The organism is Bifidobacterium sp. ESL1130, from assembly GCF_058507935.1.
On sequence record NZ_CP196379.1, the window covers coordinates 1,020,094 to 1,035,063 of the forward strand.

The window sequence follows — 14,970 nt, forward strand, 5'->3', positions numbered from 1 at the left end:
GTAGGCGGCTAGAATTGAAACCATGTAAGTCGGTAGTACACAATTGCATGGGAGATATCATGGTAAACGGTTGCACAACGAACAACAGCGAGACGCAGGACAAAGACGGTGAAACGGCTAGTGAGTCGCACAAGGCGCTCATCATCGTAGACGTGCAACCCACATTCTGTGAGGGCGGTGAGCTTGGCGTGGAGGGCGGCACTGCTGTAGCGGATCGCATCGCGAGCTATGTCAACGCCCATCGCGGCGAATACGCCTACATCGCCACCACGCAGGACTGGCACATCGAGCCTGGTTCCCACTTCTCCGACACTCCGGACTTTGTGGATTCCTGGCCCAAACACGGCTTGGCCGGCACTGCGAATGCGGCACTGATGCCGCAGCTTAAAGCGCTGAACGTGGAGCATCACTTCAAAAAAGGACAGTATGCGCCTTCGTACACCGGTTTTGAAGGCATCGAAGACAATTCCGAGCGTGTGCAGACCCACGAAGAGTTTGCACAGCTTCAAGCGCAAGGCAAGACGCTCGCTCAGGCATTGAGACAGGCCGGCATCACCCATGTGGATGTGGTGGGACTGGCTGAATCGCACTGCGTCAAAGACACGGCGATCGACGCGTGCAACCTGGGTTATGACGTCTCGGTAGTCGAAGACCTGACAGCACCGGTGAGTGAGGAACAAGGTGTGGCTGCTCGTGCAGCAATGCGCAAAGCCGGTGTACGACTCGTGTGATTAATTGTGTCGGGTGGTGGTTGTGCTGTCCTGACGGAACACTGTTGTCATCTGCGTGCGCGCCACACCAGCATTCACCCAAGACTGTGCAGGCGCTCGCAGCGAACCGGTTTATCAACTTGATAAAATGGTGCCATATGTATTGCCACTTACGCCGGTGAGAAGGAGGAATGCACTTGGTAGGAATGCGGGATGTCGCCAAAGCGGCCGGGGTTTCACTGAGCACAGTCTCCTTGGTGGTCAACAACACGGGATACATTTCAGACGCCATGCGTGAACGTGTTCAGCAGGCAATGGACGAGTTGGGTTACGTGCCCAATGAGTTGGCCAGGAACTTCTACCGCGACCGTACCAACATCATCGGCATCATCGTCCCGACCATCAACCACCCGTTCTTCGCCTCATTTACCGCTTCCCTCCAGAAGGAGCTTGCCGGTCTGGGCTTCAGCACGTTGCTGTGTTCGACGGTTGATGCCAAGGGCGGTGAGGCGCAATATGTGGACATGTTGCGCCGCCATATGATGGACGGCATCGTCATGGCGGCTCACACATCCCACGCAGCCGACTATTGGACTTCCATACAACGTCCCATTGTGGCATTCGACCGTTACCTGGGCGCTGGTATACCGTCGGTCAGATCGGATCACCCTCAAGGCGGCAGACTCATAGCACAGCAGCTCATACGAACGCATGCCAAGCACGTGGTCAGTGTAGGGGGTCCGGTCAACCAATTCCATGATTTGGAAGATGGCGGGACGAGTCAGAGCGATACTGATCAAGCCAACTGTAATGATCAAGGGAAGGAATCGAGTTTTCCGACGGTACGGTACCACATGATTTTGGAGCGTGAGCTTGCCGCTGCGAACATACGTTACGATTATGTGGATGCCGGCGAGGTGTATGACTGGAAGAATTATCCTGATGTCGCACGCATGATTTTCGAACGGTTCCCGGACGTTGACGCCATCGTCGGCTCTGACCTGATTGCCGCACACTGCGTGCGTGAGGCTGGACGGAGGCGGATGTCCATTCCCGGGCAAGTGCAGGTCATTGCCTACGACGGAACCTACTTGACGCAAGCCGCCGGGAAGGTTATGACAACTATCAGTCAGGATTGCCGGACCATCGCCCGGCATATCGGTTCGTTGATCGTCGAGCAGATTCATTCGTTGCCGCGAAGTCCGCGACGTGAGGTGCCGTCTGTGAAAGGTTCTGGACCTGTATCTTCCGGAAAGGTCTTGGACGACCCTTCGAACGTCGTCCAAGACCTTGATGTCGTTGTTCCGGTCTCTTTGGTGAGCGGCCAGACCACGAAGCGTTGACCGTGGCAGGAGCGGTTCAGGCGTTGTGCATGAACGTCCGTCGCATCCATGCGGCGAAGAGATCGGGCCATGTCTGGACGCAATCCTCCACACCTTTGACCCCTTGCCAGGCCGTTTCTTCGGTGCCGAGGGAAAGACCGTGAATGCCGTTGGAGAATATGTGGATTTCCATATTCACCCCGGCTTTTGAGTATGTGTCGGTGAGCATCAGGCTATTTTGTATGGGCAGAATCTCGTCGGTGTAGGTGCACCATAAAAACGTCGGGGGAGTCTTGCCGTCTATGTGCTTTTCGATGGAAACTTCGTCCAGCGTTGCTTCGTCGTGGCAACGGTCTCCAAGCAAATGCTCGAAACTGCCGCGGTGGCCGTATTGTCCGGAGCTGATGACCGGGTAGCCAAGCATCATCCCGTTGGGGCGGACCGCGTCGGGGTCATACCCGTGGGCTCGAATCACCTCGTCGCTTGCGGTCGTGGCAAGATTGCCGGCCAAGTGGCCTCCTGCGGAAAAGCCCATCACGATGATGGAGTTCGGATCGACATGCCATTCGTCGGCGTGCGCACGAATCAAGCTCATTGCCGCTGCTGCCTGGATCAGGGACACGGGGTACTGCGAAGGCCAGGTTGCGTAGCGCAGGACGAACGCATGGAATCCGCGGCCTACCATGTTGAGCGCCACAGGTTCAGCTTCACGGTCGGAGGTCATTTCGTAGCCGCCTCCCGGAAGAATGAGCACCGCAGGGCGGACGCGATGCTCTACGATTTCTGGACTGTTGTCTATGACGTAGCCACTGAACCGTGCCGTCGAGCCGTCGATTCCTTCGATATCTTCGTTGATGTACTGCATAAAACTCCTTATATATACATGCTCTCGCTTGGGCATGACAGATACGGTTCCATTGCGGTTCAAGGCTCAATGTCGAACTCTCATGAAGCCATGAACCGCAATGGGTGGGGTATTGGCTGATCAGCCTTTGACGGAACCTGCAAGCATGGCTTTGATGAAGTAGCGTTGCAGGAAGAGGAACAGGATTACCGTTGGCGCCATGATCAGGATTGAACCGGCATTCAGGAGCACCACATCCGTTGAATACTGTCCTACGAAGGATTGCAGGGCTCCGGCCATGGTGCGTTTGTCGGGATCGTTGATCAACACAATCGGCAACAGGAACTGATTCCACGTGGAGAGGAAGGTCAGGATGCCCAGCGAGGAGAGCGATGGTATGGCCAAAGGCAGCTCAATCGAGCGGAAGATCCTCCAATGGCTGGCACCATCTATGCTCGCCGCTTCAATCAGGTCACGGGGCATCTGCTCGAAATTGGACCTCATCCATACGATGCCAAACGACATATTCAGGCCGATCATAGGCAAGATAACCGCCCAACGCGTGTTCAGCAGCCCCATGTCGTTGATTTCGTAGTACAACGGCGTCACCAGCACTTCAAAGGGGACGGTCAGTCCCACCATGAACAGGCCGTACAACAGCCCCTTGCAGGGAACTCTCAGCTGAGCCAGGGCATAGCCTCCCATCGCGGAAAACAGTACGACAGCAGGCACTACGCCAATCACTAAGATAAGACTGGACTTGAGCAGGGGAGTGATATTGGCCGCCGTCCACGCCGCCGCAAAATTCTCCCAGTGAGGGTGTGCGGTGAACTGGATGCCGGAGGGGAGCGTGCCTTGCGGCTGCAAAGCTGCCGAAAACATACTGATGAACGGTATGATCGAGAACAAAATCGTCAAAGCCAGCATAAGGCTGCCCATGACGCGTACGGTGCGTGATTGCTTCACTGTCCTCACTCATCCTTTCCTTTAATCAAGGCTTGCAGCGGCCCGACCACCAAGAGCACCAGTACCATGAGCACCGTCGCTAGAGCGGATGCCAGCCCTACCCGGCTTTGGGTGAATGCCAATCGGTACACCTGCACTCCGGGAACCATGGTCGAGGTACCTGGTCCGCCTTGCGTAGACATGAACACCACATCGAAGCTGGCCAAAGCGGCAACGATGGTCATGGTCAGGCATACGCTCAACTGTCCGCGCAGTCCGGGAAGCGTGACTGAGAACAGTTGCTTCCACCAGCCGGCTCCATCCAGTGCGGCCGCCTCATATAATTCCTGGTCGATGGCACCCATACCCGAAAGCAGCAGGATGATGCAGAATCCAAGTTGCAGCCAGAAACCGATGAGGCCAACTGATGCCAGTGCTGTCTTCTGTTCGCCGAGCCACACATGCGACAGGCTGCCCAGGCCGGCGAACTTCAGCAACTGGTTGACTGTGCCGTTGTCGGCAAGCATCCAGCTCCATGCCACCGCGGCAGCGGCACCGGGAATGATTCTGGGCAGGAACAGGCAGACTTGCGCGAAACTCCGCATTTTCTGAGATTTCATATCCTTGATCAATGCGGCAATCATCAAACCGATGAGAATGGGCATGAACGAGAAAAAGATGATCAGGAAGAACGAATGGCCGATACTGCCCAACAACTGTGGGTCGGTAAAGACTTTGATGTAATTGTTCAGCCCCACCCACTTGCTTTGGTCGATGCCGTTCCAGTCGTACATCGAGTACCATGCCGCCTCCACAATCGGCACAATGACGAAGACGAGATAAAACACCAAGCCGGGAGCCAAGAACAGCAACCCCATAAGCGAGGAGTTTCCCTTCGTTCTCGCACGTCGTGTAAAGAGGGGTTTGCGGATGTTGGCAGGTCCTGACTGCGGCTGCGCGCTGGGCGCACCGCCACGCCCGTTGCCGAGCGTGGCGCTACTGTGACTTCCGGCTCTCATCCGTCAGTCCCTTCCCAATTCCGATTCATACTCGTTCTGCACGGCCTTGGTGAAATCCGCTGGTTTCATGGTGCCGTCCAGTAGCTGCTGGGCATTGGGTTCCAAACCGCTTTGCTGCATGCCGGCAGTGGCGTCCGAAATGAAGTTCGTGGTCTCACCGTTCTTGAGAATGCCGTCATATGCCGTGAACAGATCGGATTTGATGCCGCCTTGTACGCTTGGCAGGTCGCCGGTGCCGGAAGGTACATAGCTGCTCTTTGCCGTGACTTCGCGTCCCTCTTTGGAGACGACGAAGTTCAGGAACGCAGCCGCGGCGTTCTTGTTCTTGGCTTTTGCGGGAATGCCTAGTGTGGTGGCGTTCAAAGCGCCCACCACGGGTGAGGTTTCTGTCTCTCCGGGGAAGGCGAAGAAGCCTGTGTGGTCATCCGCGGTCTTGGCCAAGTCCGAAACCGACCAGCCGCCTTGGAAGAAGAAGAGTCCTTCGCCATTTGCGAAGCGGCCCAAAGCCGTTGTGCCGTCGATGGCGTTGACTCCATTGGGCAAGTACCCCTTGCCGGGCCATGCCTGCAGTTCTTCGGCGGTTTTGCGAGCATGTTCGGTGTCGAATGTGGCGCCGTCGCGCTGCAGCACCCATTGCTCCAATTCGTCTTTGCCGTATCGGCTCATCATCAGACTTTGGAAGATAAACGAGGTTCCTCCGTCTTTGCCGTTCACCATGACCGGCAGAATGCCGGCGTCTTTGGCCTTATCCATGTCTGAGTAGAACTCGTCTATGGTTTTGGGGGCCTGGGTCATGCCGATTTTGGCACCAAGCTCTTTGTTCCAGTACACGCCGGTGAAGGAAAGTCCTACAGGCATGCTGTACAGGTCGCCTTTGGCGAGTTCGCCGTTCTTGTTCGCGCTGTAGAAGCGAGTCTGGAAGTCGGGAAGTTTCCACCCGTACGCCTTGGAGTAGGGGGTCAGGTCGGTAACGTGCCCACCTTTGACCGCCGAGGCCACGTCGGTGATTCGCGCGATGTCCGGCACATCGGAGGAGGAAATGATTTTCGGTCCGTTGGTGCGCGTCATATTGTCGGGGTCATAGGTGGCTTTGATTTTGATGTTCGGATATTTCTTTTGGAACGCGGCAATCAGTGAGTCGTCCAGGACTTTCAACCCCGATCCGTCCCAAAGGCGCAACTCATAATCACCTTTGCTGACGTCGGTGCTGACTTGCTCGTTGTTTTCGCTCGCATCGTTTGACGATCCGGGGCCGCAAGCGGCCATGGAGAGCAAAGCCGTCAGGGAGACAACCCCTGCCAGACCTCGTTTGAAGTATGTTGCGAATGACATGGTATTTCCTTTCTCGCGCTTAGAGAGCTGAAACTGATATCAACTTCGATAATCCAATTTAGCTAAGCGCTTAGTACCTAGTCTAAGACATGTCGAACCGGTTTGTCAATTTGCGGATGCCGAGAGCGTGAGTTATTATCAAACCGGTTCGATTTACGCGTCTTTCGACGACGACCCGCGTAACGGCCATTGACACCGCCAAAGGAGAGCGTCATGAACAACCAAGTACAACTTATTGCCTATGCTGACCGATTTGGCGATGGCACGCTGCAATCACTGACCGATATTCTTCGCACTCGATTCTCAGGTGTCTACACCGGCGTGCACATTTTGCCGTTCTTCACGCCCTTCGATGGTGCGGACGCTGGATTTGACCCTATCGACCATACGAGCGTCGATCCTCGCTTGGGCTCGTGGGAAGACGTCACTGAACTGAGCCTCAGCCATAGCGTCATGGTCGATGCCATCGTTAACCATATGTCCTGCCAATCGGCGCAGTTCAAAGATGTCCAAGCTCATGGCGAGCAGAGCCCGCACTATGAACTGTTCCTCACCATGTCGAGCGTATTTCCCGACGGTGCCACCGAAGCCGACCTGACCGGTATCTATCGTCCGCGCCCAGGTCTGCCGTTCACTCCCTACTCGTGGAATGGCACAACACGCTTGGTATGGACCACCTTCACCCCACAGCAGGTTGATATCAATACCGATTCGGATGAAGGATGGAACTATATTCTCTCCATTTTGGACCGTCTTGCCCAGAGCCACGTTTCATCCGTGCGCCTCGACGCGGTCGGGTATGGAGCCAAGCAGGCGCACACCAGCAGCTTCATGACGCCTAAGACATTCGCACTCATCGAACGCATCAAGAAGGCTGCGCAGCAGCGTGGTCTTGAGACCCTCATTGAGGTGCATTCGTATTATGCCAAGCAGATCAGCATTGCCTCAAAAGTGGATCGTGTGTACGATTTTGCGCTGCCTCCGCTGCTCCTGCACAGTGTGTTTACCGGGGATATCGACGCTCTTGCGCATTGGGTCGACGTGCGTCCCCGGAACGCGGTCACTGTTCTCGACACGCATGATGGCATCGGTGTCATTGATATTGGCTCAGACCAAGACGATCGCTCGCTCAAAGGTCTCATCGATGACATTGAAGTGGACCGCATCGTAGAGACCATTCATGCCAACACCAACGGTGAATCACGGGCGGCGACAGGGGAGGCCTCAAGCAATCTCGACCTGTACCAGGTTAATTCCACGTACTATTCGGCTTTGGGCTGCAACGATCAGCACTATCTTGCCGCTCGTGCCGTCCAGTTCTTCCTCCCCGGAGTGCCGCAGGTCTACTACGTGGGAGCACTGGCCGGGCGTAATGACATGGATCTTCTCAGGCGCACGAACAATGGACGTGATATCAACCGTCATTACTATTCCGCCAAAGAGATCGATGAGAATCTTGCCAGACCTGTGGTACGTGCGCTCAACGCGTTGTGCACGTTGCGTAACAGTCTTCCCGCATTCGACGGTGAGTTTTCCTCCCATACTGAAAACCGCACCATAATATTCGATTGGCAGAGCAAGACCAGCCATACCGCTTTGCGTTTCACACCGAGTCTCAGCACAGATGCTCACGACGAGACGCCCATTGCCTCGCTGTCTTGGAACGACGAACGTGGGGAACATGTTGTCGACGATTTGATGGAACTGCCCAAATATGTCGAGTGAGAATTTTACGAGGCGACAAGCAACAGTACCGACGAAATGCAATGAGGAATGATGACAGACAACAATATGTCCGCAGATTGGTGGAAACAAGCGGTCGTTTACCAAGTGTATCCCAGAAGTTTCAAAGATACCGACGGCAACGGGCTCGGTGATATCGGTGGCATCACCGAGAAGATGGGATATCTGCAGGACCTGGGTGTAGACGCGCTATGGCTTTCGCCATTCTATCCGTCCGAATTGGCCGATGGCGGTTATGACGTGATCGATTACCGCAATGTGGCACCCGAGCTCGGAACCATGGGCGAGTTCGATGCGATGGTGGCCGCAGCGCATGGGCGGGGCATCAAAATCATCGTCGATATCGTTGCCAACCACAGCTCAAATCAGCATGCCTGGTTCCAGGAAGCTCTGCGTGAGGGTCGAGGATCTCGTGCCCGAGAGCGCTACATCTTCAGAGAAGGGCGAGGCGAACACGGAGAGATTGCCCCCAACGATTGGATCTGTGGTTTTGGCGGGTCGGCGTGGACGCGTGTCGAAGACGGGCAGTGGTATCTGCACATGTTTGCCAAAGAGCAGCCTGACTTCAACTGGCATAATGAAGAGGTTCACGAGGACTTCAAAACCACCCTGCGTTTCTGGTCGGACCATGGTGTGGACGGATTCAGAGTCGATGCCGCCAATGCGCTGTCCAAAGATCTCGATTCCCGACCTCTCGATGAATTCCCCGTCGACAGCATCCAACACGGCGCCTCGCCCGATGGCAGCAACCCGGTGTGGGATCGTTTGGCAGTGCATGACATCTACCGTGAATGGCGAGAGGTGTTCAACGAATATGATCCGCCACGTTTCGCTGTAGCGGAGGCGTCGGCACCTCCCGAACAGCAGAAACTCTACGCATCCGCAAATGAACTCGGGCAGGTTTTCAACTTTGCCTTCACCGATGCCAATTGGGATGCTCACGAGATGCGCGCCGCCATACATGCTGGTCTCGAAGCCGCGCAATCCTCAGGCTCTACGACCACATGGACTCTTGGCAACCATGATCGGATTCGTCAAGCCAGCAGATTCGCACTGCCCCAAGTGCCGTCGCTCACCATGAACCAATTCGCCAAAGACTGGCTGCTGCGTGACGGATCATGCTACCGGGAAGACCGTGACCTAGGTCAGAGGCGTGCCCGTGCCGCCATCATGCTCGAACTGGCTCTGCCGGGTTCCACCTACTTGTATCAAGGTGAGGAGCTGGGATTGTTTGAAGTGGCCGATATTCCTTGGACAAGACTCGAAGATCCCACAGCATTCGGCACCGCCGACGCGCTCAAGGAGAAAGGGCGCGACGGATGCAGGGTGCCTCTCCCGTGGAACAGCAAGGATTGCCCGGAACCGGCCTCATGGAATCCGGACTTCGGGTCCGGCGCCAGTTTTGGTTTTTCGCCGGCCATGCGTGCAGACGGGAAGCCCAGCGCCGATCCGCATCTGCCGCAGCCGCTCTGGTTCAAAGACTATTGCGTGGACCGTGAACGGGTGAATGCAGATTCCATGCTCAACCTCTATCGAGACGTGCTGCGTGTACGTAAGGAAATGCTGAGTCGGACGGTAAGCGACGATCTGCAGTGGCTTGATGGATACGACGAGTCAGTCATAGCGTTCACCCGTGTGTGTGCAACGTCGCAGAGAGAACAAGCATATCAAGGAAAACGCATGGCATGCATTACCAATTTTAAACGCACGCCGATCGACTTGCCAGGCGGCACCATAATGCTGTCATCAAGTCCGATCGACGATGCACGTCTGCCTTCGGATACCACGGCATGGGTGGTCTTGGAGTAGGAGCGTAGCGTTCTTTAGCCCTTACCTGTACAGTTGATTTATGCTGGCCAGTGAAGCGCGAAGGTAATGATTCGGGAACGTATTTGGAGCACCCTGCGCCGGGGAAGGGACTACAGATGCATAATGCTACGATCGCCGATGTGGCCAAAGCCGCCGGCGTCTCTACATTCACCGTATCGCGCGCATTGCGAGGTAAGGAACATGTAGCCTCAAAGACCAGAGGAAAAGTCATTGCCGCAGCTCAGGAACTCAACTATGTGCCTTCAACCTCGGCTTCATCGCTGGCGAGCGGGAAGACCAAACGTATAGCACTGCTATCGCGAGACAGTCTTTCCGGTTGGTTCATCGGTGAACTGCTCGATGGCTTATATGACGTGCTCCGCCCCGAAGACTACGACATCACCGTATACCGGGCCGGCAATGAACAGGAACGTTCGGCATTCTTCGACCGGCTGCCGACCAATAAGAACGCCGATGCCCTCATCGTCACCGGATTTTCAACAACGCGCCAGGAAAGCGAAGTCCTCGCCAAGATGGAGGTTCCCATACTGTGCGTCAACTCACCCAATTTTGAGTCGGCTCAAGGGCTGATCGCCATTGATGATGAAAAGGCTGAAGCGGAGGTCGTACGGTATCTCGCTTCCATCGGGCACCGACGCTTCGCTTACGTCGGCAGAACCGACCCGTTGACCGGATCCCAATGGGGTTATGACCTGCGATCCCATGGGTATCAAGATGCCATCGCCGAACTGGGGCTGACCAATTGCGGCAAGTTTTTCGTCGACTCAAGTGTGGAAGATTCCGCACGAAAGACAGTATCGTCGATATTGTCCTTGCCGGAACCGCCAACTGCCATCTGCGTATGGTCGGACTATTACGCGCTGCGCATCCTGCATGAACTCAGGCTGGCCGGGGTGCGAGTGCCGCAGGACATATCCGTCTTCGGTTTCGACGGGTCCGATGTTGCCAGCGATATTGGACTGAGCACCGTATCGCAGCCTGCTCGCGACATGGGACGGTTGGCAGCCAGCATGGCATTGAAGCTGATCAACCAACAGCCATTGTCGGATGCTCAAATCATCATCCCCGTTACCATGCGTGCCGGCGAGACGAGCGCGCCGGGAAGGAATGACGCGGCGCTGCCTGATTCGCTCTCGTGAACCGCCTGTCGTTGACCCGTCAATGTGGTAGATATGGGAGAAGTTGCGCTCGCGATTGTGTGGGTGTTGTCAGTGTGGTCGAGATAGCGAGAAAAGGGGACAGTCGTGGAGCAAGGGTCAGGCTGGGGACAGGAGCCGATGTGGGGCCAACAGTCGGACGGCGTGCAGGAGCCGGGGTGGGAGCCTGGCGCGGAACCGGTGGATTTGGGTATGGAAAGCGAACCAGAACCCGATCCGGAAGGCATGCGGCCCACCGCGTGGGAGCAGGAAGAGCTGAACCGGCAAATGGCGGCGGAACAAGCCGCCCAGCCAGCATTCACAAAGCCGCAGGCACGCTATGAGGAGCCGGAAGTCATTGCCCGAACTGCAGAAGAGCTGGTCGGCGGCCTCAATCCGCAGCAGTCCGAAGCGGTGCAGTCCACTGCGCCGGCCCTACTTATCGGAGCAGGCGCCGGATCAGGTAAAACCCGCGTGTTGACACGGCGCGTGGCTTGGATTCTGAGCCAGTTCGGCGCGTGGCCCAGCCAGGTTCTTGCAATCACGTTCACCAACAAGGCCGCCGCCGAGATGCGGGAACGCCTCGGCACACTCATCGGCCCGGTGGCAGGGCGCATGTGGATTTCCACCTTCCACTCCGCCTGTGTGCGTATTCTGCGCCGCGACGGCAAGGAAATCGGTCTCAAGTCAGGCTTTTCCATCTACGATACGGCCGATTGCCAGCGTCTCATCAAACTCATCTGCGCCGACCTCAACATTGATGTCAAGCGATATACCCCCAAGTCGATTCTCGCCAAGATCTCTGACTACAAGAATGGCCTGACCAGTTGGCAAAGCCTCCTACAGCAGTATGCTCCCGGCTATAAGCCTGGGCAGCGTGGCTACCAGCTGGGGCGATATGACAACGTGGAGGAACTGTACGCCGTCGTCTTCGCCGAGTATGAATACCGCTTGGCCGCCGCCAACGCAGTGGACTTCGACGACCTCATCGTGCGTACTGTTGAGCTGCTGCGTGACCGGCCGCAAGTGGCTGAGTATTATCATCACAAGTTCCGCTACATTCTGGTGGACGAGTATCAGGACACCAACCACGCCCAATATGTGCTTATCCGAGAGCTTGCAGGTGTAGACGCGGGGGAGCAGCCCAGCCCCACAGCGCGCTTTGCAGGCAAAACAGGCCCGGCATGGGTGACGGTGGTGGGGGACTCCGACCAGTCCATCTATGCGTTCCGCGGTGCTGATATCAGCAACATCCAGGATTTCGAAAAGGATTTCCCTGGAGCCAAAACCATCATGCTTGAGCAGAACTACCGCTCCACACAAACCATCCTTGATGCGGCCAACGCTGTGATCGCCAAAAACGAGGGGCGTAAGCCCAAGAAGCTCTGGACGGCACTTGGCAAAGGTGAACCGATCGTGGGGTATGCTGCCGACAATGCCCAGCAGGAGGCCGGCTGGATCGCCAACGAAATCGCCAACCTGCGTGCTGAGCATGACATTGCATACAGCGACATGGCCATTATGTACCGCGCCAACGCCCAGTCGAGAGCGTTGGAGGAGGCTCTCATCAATGCCGGCATACCGTACCAGCTGGTAGGCGGGACCAAGTTCTATGAGCGGCGCGAAGTCAAGGATGCCATGGCCTATCTGCAAGCCATCACCAACCCTGCGGACAGTGTGAACATGCGTCGTATCCTCAATGTGCCCAAGCGCGGCTTGGGTGCCCGGGCCGAGGCGATTGTGGCTCAATATGCCGACGAACACAATGTGCCGTTCTGGGAAGGCATCGCTCGCTTGGAGGACATTCCTGACCTGCCCACCCGCACGCGCACCATGCTCACCAAGTTCCGTGATACCATGACCGGTCTCACGCAGTTCGCGCAAGACCATGATGCGCAGCCCTCCCAAGTAGTGGCCGAGGTGCTGAATGAATCGGGACTGCTGGAGGAACTGCGCCGTTCCAACGATCCACAGGATGAGTCGCGAGTGGAGAACCTCTCGCAGCTGCAGTCAGTGGCCGCCGAGTTCGAACAGAAAACCCCGGACGCCACGCTCGCCGCCTTCTTGGAAACCACGGCTCTCGTGGCGGATTCCGACCAACTGCCCAGCGAAGGTGAAGACAGCGGCAAGGTCACGCTGATGACGCTGCACACCGCCAAAGGCTTGGAATACCCGGTTGTGTTCCTCACCGGTATGGAACAGGGCACGTTCCCGCATTCGCGTTCGTTGGAGGATGAGAAGGAGCTGTCCGAGGAGCGTCGGCTGGCTTACGTGGGCATCACCCGAGCCAAGCAGAGACTTTACGTCACACGTGCTGCGGTTCGTGCCCAGTGGGGGCAGGCCGCTGAGATGCTGCCCAGCCAGTTCCTCGACGAAATCCCTGATGATCTGCTTGAGTGGAAGAGACGCGAAGCCGGTGTGGAGCGTATGCGTTCAGGCTGGGGCGGATCTGACGGTGATGAGTTCGGTGACGATGAGTTCGGCGGCTGGGATGATGAGGACGGGTTCTCTTCCGGCAGCACGTTCGGAGGTTCAGGCTCGTCTTATGGGTCTCAATCTTCCTACGGATCTCGCTCAGCTTATGGCTCAGGGCGTGGCAGCTCATCCGGCTCTTCCGGCGCATATGGCTCCAGATCCAGCTATGGCTCGCGTTCAGGCTCCGGCTCGGGGTACGGCGGTTCGTATGGTTCGGGCAAGTCTTATGGCGGTTCGTCGTACGGGTCTGGGCGCTCCGGCTCGACCTCCGGCTCCCGGTCCGGGTCCGGCTACGGTTCGCGTTCTGGGTCGTCATCCGGCACCCGTGGCGGCAAAGTCTCCACTCGTCGTGTCAAACCCACGGCGGCGAAAGCGGTTCCGGCGTCCAGCCTGAGCAAAGACAACAACCTGTCCATAGCGGACTTCGCTGTCGGCGACAAGGTGACACACGACCAGTTCGGCTTGGGCAAGGTGATCGACACGCAAGACAAAGGCCGCAACTCCATCATTACAGTCGACTTTGGATCCGGTGGCGTCAAACGCCTCATGTTGCGAGTCGCTCCGATTGAAAAGCTGTAACGAGAGGGCTTAGGTATGGGCGACGTAACTGCTGATGTACTCGACAATCAGAAGAACTGGAACGACAGAGCCGATGTGCACGCCGCGGGAGGATACGGTGATTTGGAGGCTTTCGCAGCCGATAAATCTGCCATCACAGTGTGGTCAGTCGCGATATGGAAGTGCTTGCGCCGCATGTGCCGAACGGGTCTGTCAACGGCTTGAGCCTGCTCCACCTGCAATGCCATATCGGTACCGACACGCTCAGCTGGGCTAGGCTCGGGGCGCTCGACGTGCATGGTTTGGACTTTTCCGAACAGTCATTGGAGCACGCAAGAAGTCTGGCGGCGCGAGCCGGTCACGACATCACCTATGTGTCGGGGGATGCGCGTCAATCTGCAGCGGTTATGCCTGGCAAACATTTCGATGTTATCGTCACGAGCGTTGGCACGGTCACGTGGCTGCCGGATTTAGAGGACTGGGCACATTCCATCGCCATGCTGCTCAAGCCGGGCGGTGTGTTCATGATTCGTGACACGCATCCGTTACTGTTTGCACTTGACGATTCCGGTCTGGCTATCGGCACCGACTATTGCTCAGGCACTGAGGATTCATGGGAGAGCAACGAGACGTACATCATGTCTGCTGACAGCTCCGGCAAGACGCGCGAGGCATCGGTGCACATTACGCACACCCGCAACCATAACTGGGCGCATGACTTCTCTGAAATGACGCGCGTGCTGCTGGACGCAGGTCTCGAGATTCGCGCCCTTGTCGAACATGAGGAGAGCGACTGGAAATCCACACCATTGCTCGAATACAGCAAAGAGCGCGATTCGTGGCATATGCCGGCAGGTGCTCCGCGCATTCCGCTCATGTTCTCCATCGTGGCGCGCAAGCCCGAACGCTGATGTAATGCGGGAAGCAGCGTAGTTCGCTCGCGATGTCCGAATTGTACCCATTCGATATGCTACCGCGGTAGTTGCGCAGGCGGACGACTATGGACGGATTGGCCGGTACTACTGTGCGGAGAGATGTTGGGCCGGCAAACGAGAC

Annotated in this window: 11 protein-coding genes; 7 read left to right on the forward strand and 4 right to left on the reverse strand. The window is 56.7% G+C overall.

Going from position 1 to position 14,970, the window contains the following annotated elements; all coding sequences use genetic code 11:
* Positions 1 to 47: 47 nt before the first annotated feature.
* Positions 48 to 731, forward strand: coding sequence for an isochorismatase family protein (locus ACSYSO_RS03920; protein ID WP_489760789.1), 684 nt, complete (start codon positions 48 to 50; stop codon positions 729 to 731).
* A gap of 176 nt (positions 732 to 907) precedes the next feature.
* Positions 908 to 2,053 carry a LacI family DNA-binding transcriptional regulator gene (locus ACSYSO_RS03925; RefSeq protein WP_489760806.1) on the forward strand — a complete coding sequence of 382 codons (1,146 nt, stop codon included), beginning with the start codon at positions 908 to 910 and terminating at the stop codon, positions 2,051 to 2,053.
* 16 nt (positions 2,054 to 2,069) lie between these two features.
* On the opposite strand, the gene ACSYSO_RS03930 is transcribed toward ACSYSO_RS03925, so the two are convergent.
* The 4 genes from ACSYSO_RS03930 to ACSYSO_RS03945 all read right to left on the reverse strand — a co-directional run bounded on the left by ACSYSO_RS03930 (position 2,070) and on the right by ACSYSO_RS03945 (position 6,172).
* Positions 2,070 to 2,897, reverse strand: a complete 828-nt coding sequence (locus ACSYSO_RS03930) for an alpha/beta hydrolase (RefSeq protein WP_489760790.1) — start codon at positions 2,895 to 2,897, stop codon at positions 2,070 to 2,072.
* A gap of 120 nt (positions 2,898 to 3,017) precedes the next feature.
* Entirely contained in the window at positions 3,018 to 3,842 is an 825-nt protein-coding gene (locus tag ACSYSO_RS03935) for a carbohydrate ABC transporter permease (RefSeq protein ID WP_489760807.1), read from the reverse strand.
* Positions 3,843 to 3,847: 5 nt separating this feature from the next.
* Complete coding sequence (locus ACSYSO_RS03940; protein ID WP_489760808.1) at positions 3,848 to 4,699, reverse strand: carbohydrate ABC transporter permease; 852 nt, start codon at positions 4,697 to 4,699, stop codon at positions 3,848 to 3,850.
* 144 nt (positions 4,700 to 4,843) lie between these two features.
* Entirely contained in the window at positions 4,844 to 6,172 is a 1,329-nt protein-coding gene (locus ACSYSO_RS03945; protein WP_489760791.1) for an ABC transporter substrate-binding protein, read from the reverse strand.
* A 213-nt stretch (positions 6,173 to 6,385) separates the two neighbouring features.
* Between ACSYSO_RS03945 and gtfA the strand changes: the two genes are divergently transcribed.
* The 5 genes from gtfA to ACSYSO_RS03970 all read left to right on the forward strand — a co-directional run bounded on the left by gtfA (position 6,386) and on the right by ACSYSO_RS03970 (position 14,825).
* Positions 6,386 to 7,897, forward strand: a complete 1,512-nt coding sequence (gtfA, locus tag ACSYSO_RS03950) for a sucrose phosphorylase (RefSeq protein ID WP_489760792.1) — start codon at positions 6,386 to 6,388, stop codon at positions 7,895 to 7,897.
* A 51-nt stretch (positions 7,898 to 7,948) separates the two neighbouring features.
* Complete coding sequence (locus ACSYSO_RS03955; protein ID WP_489798386.1) at positions 7,949 to 9,724, forward strand: glycoside hydrolase family 13 protein; 1,776 nt, start codon at positions 7,949 to 7,951, stop codon at positions 9,722 to 9,724.
* A 116-nt stretch (positions 9,725 to 9,840) separates the two neighbouring features.
* Entirely contained in the window at positions 9,841 to 10,884 is a 1,044-nt protein-coding gene (locus ACSYSO_RS03960; protein WP_491701524.1) for a LacI family DNA-binding transcriptional regulator, read from the forward strand.
* Positions 10,885 to 11,169: 285 nt separating this feature from the next.
* Positions 11,170 to 13,935, forward strand: coding sequence for an ATP-dependent helicase (locus ACSYSO_RS03965; RefSeq protein ID WP_491702056.1), 2,766 nt, complete (start codon positions 11,170 to 11,172; stop codon positions 13,933 to 13,935).
* Positions 13,936 to 14,075: 140 nt separating this feature from the next.
* The gene (locus tag ACSYSO_RS03970; RefSeq protein ID WP_489760794.1) at positions 14,076 to 14,825 is read left to right on the forward strand and encodes a class I SAM-dependent methyltransferase; all 750 of its coding nucleotides are present in this window, start codon (positions 14,076 to 14,078) and stop codon (positions 14,823 to 14,825) included.
* Positions 14,826 to 14,970: the final 145 nt, after the last annotated feature.

What these genes read in the sequence shown, in the direction of transcription:
- ACSYSO_RS03920 (WP_489760789.1), top strand. Translation starts at nt 48, where the DNA reads ATGGGAGATATCATGGTAAACGGTTGCACAACGAACAACAGCGAGACG.
- ACSYSO_RS03930 (WP_489760790.1), bottom strand. Translation starts at nt 2,897, where the DNA reads ATGCAGTACATCAACGAAGATATCGAAGGAATCGACGGCTCGACGGCA.
- ACSYSO_RS03940 (WP_489760808.1), bottom strand. Translation starts at nt 4,699, where the DNA reads ATGGGGTTGCTGTTCTTGGCTCCCGGCTTGGTGTTTTATCTCGTCTTC.
- ACSYSO_RS03945 (WP_489760791.1), bottom strand. Translation starts at nt 6,172, where the DNA reads ATGTCATTCGCAACATACTTCAAACGAGGTCTGGCAGGGGTTGTCTCC.
- gtfA (WP_489760792.1), top strand. Translation starts at nt 6,386, where the DNA reads ATGAACAACCAAGTACAACTTATTGCCTATGCTGACCGATTTGGCGAT.
- ACSYSO_RS03955 (WP_489798386.1), top strand. Translation starts at nt 7,949, where the DNA reads ATGACAGACAACAATATGTCCGCAGATTGGTGGAAACAAGCGGTCGTT.
- ACSYSO_RS03960 (WP_491701524.1), top strand. Translation starts at nt 9,841, where the DNA reads ATGCATAATGCTACGATCGCCGATGTGGCCAAAGCCGCCGGCGTCTCT.
- ACSYSO_RS03965 (WP_491702056.1), top strand. Translation starts at nt 11,170, where the DNA reads ATGGCGGCGGAACAAGCCGCCCAGCCAGCATTCACAAAGCCGCAGGCA.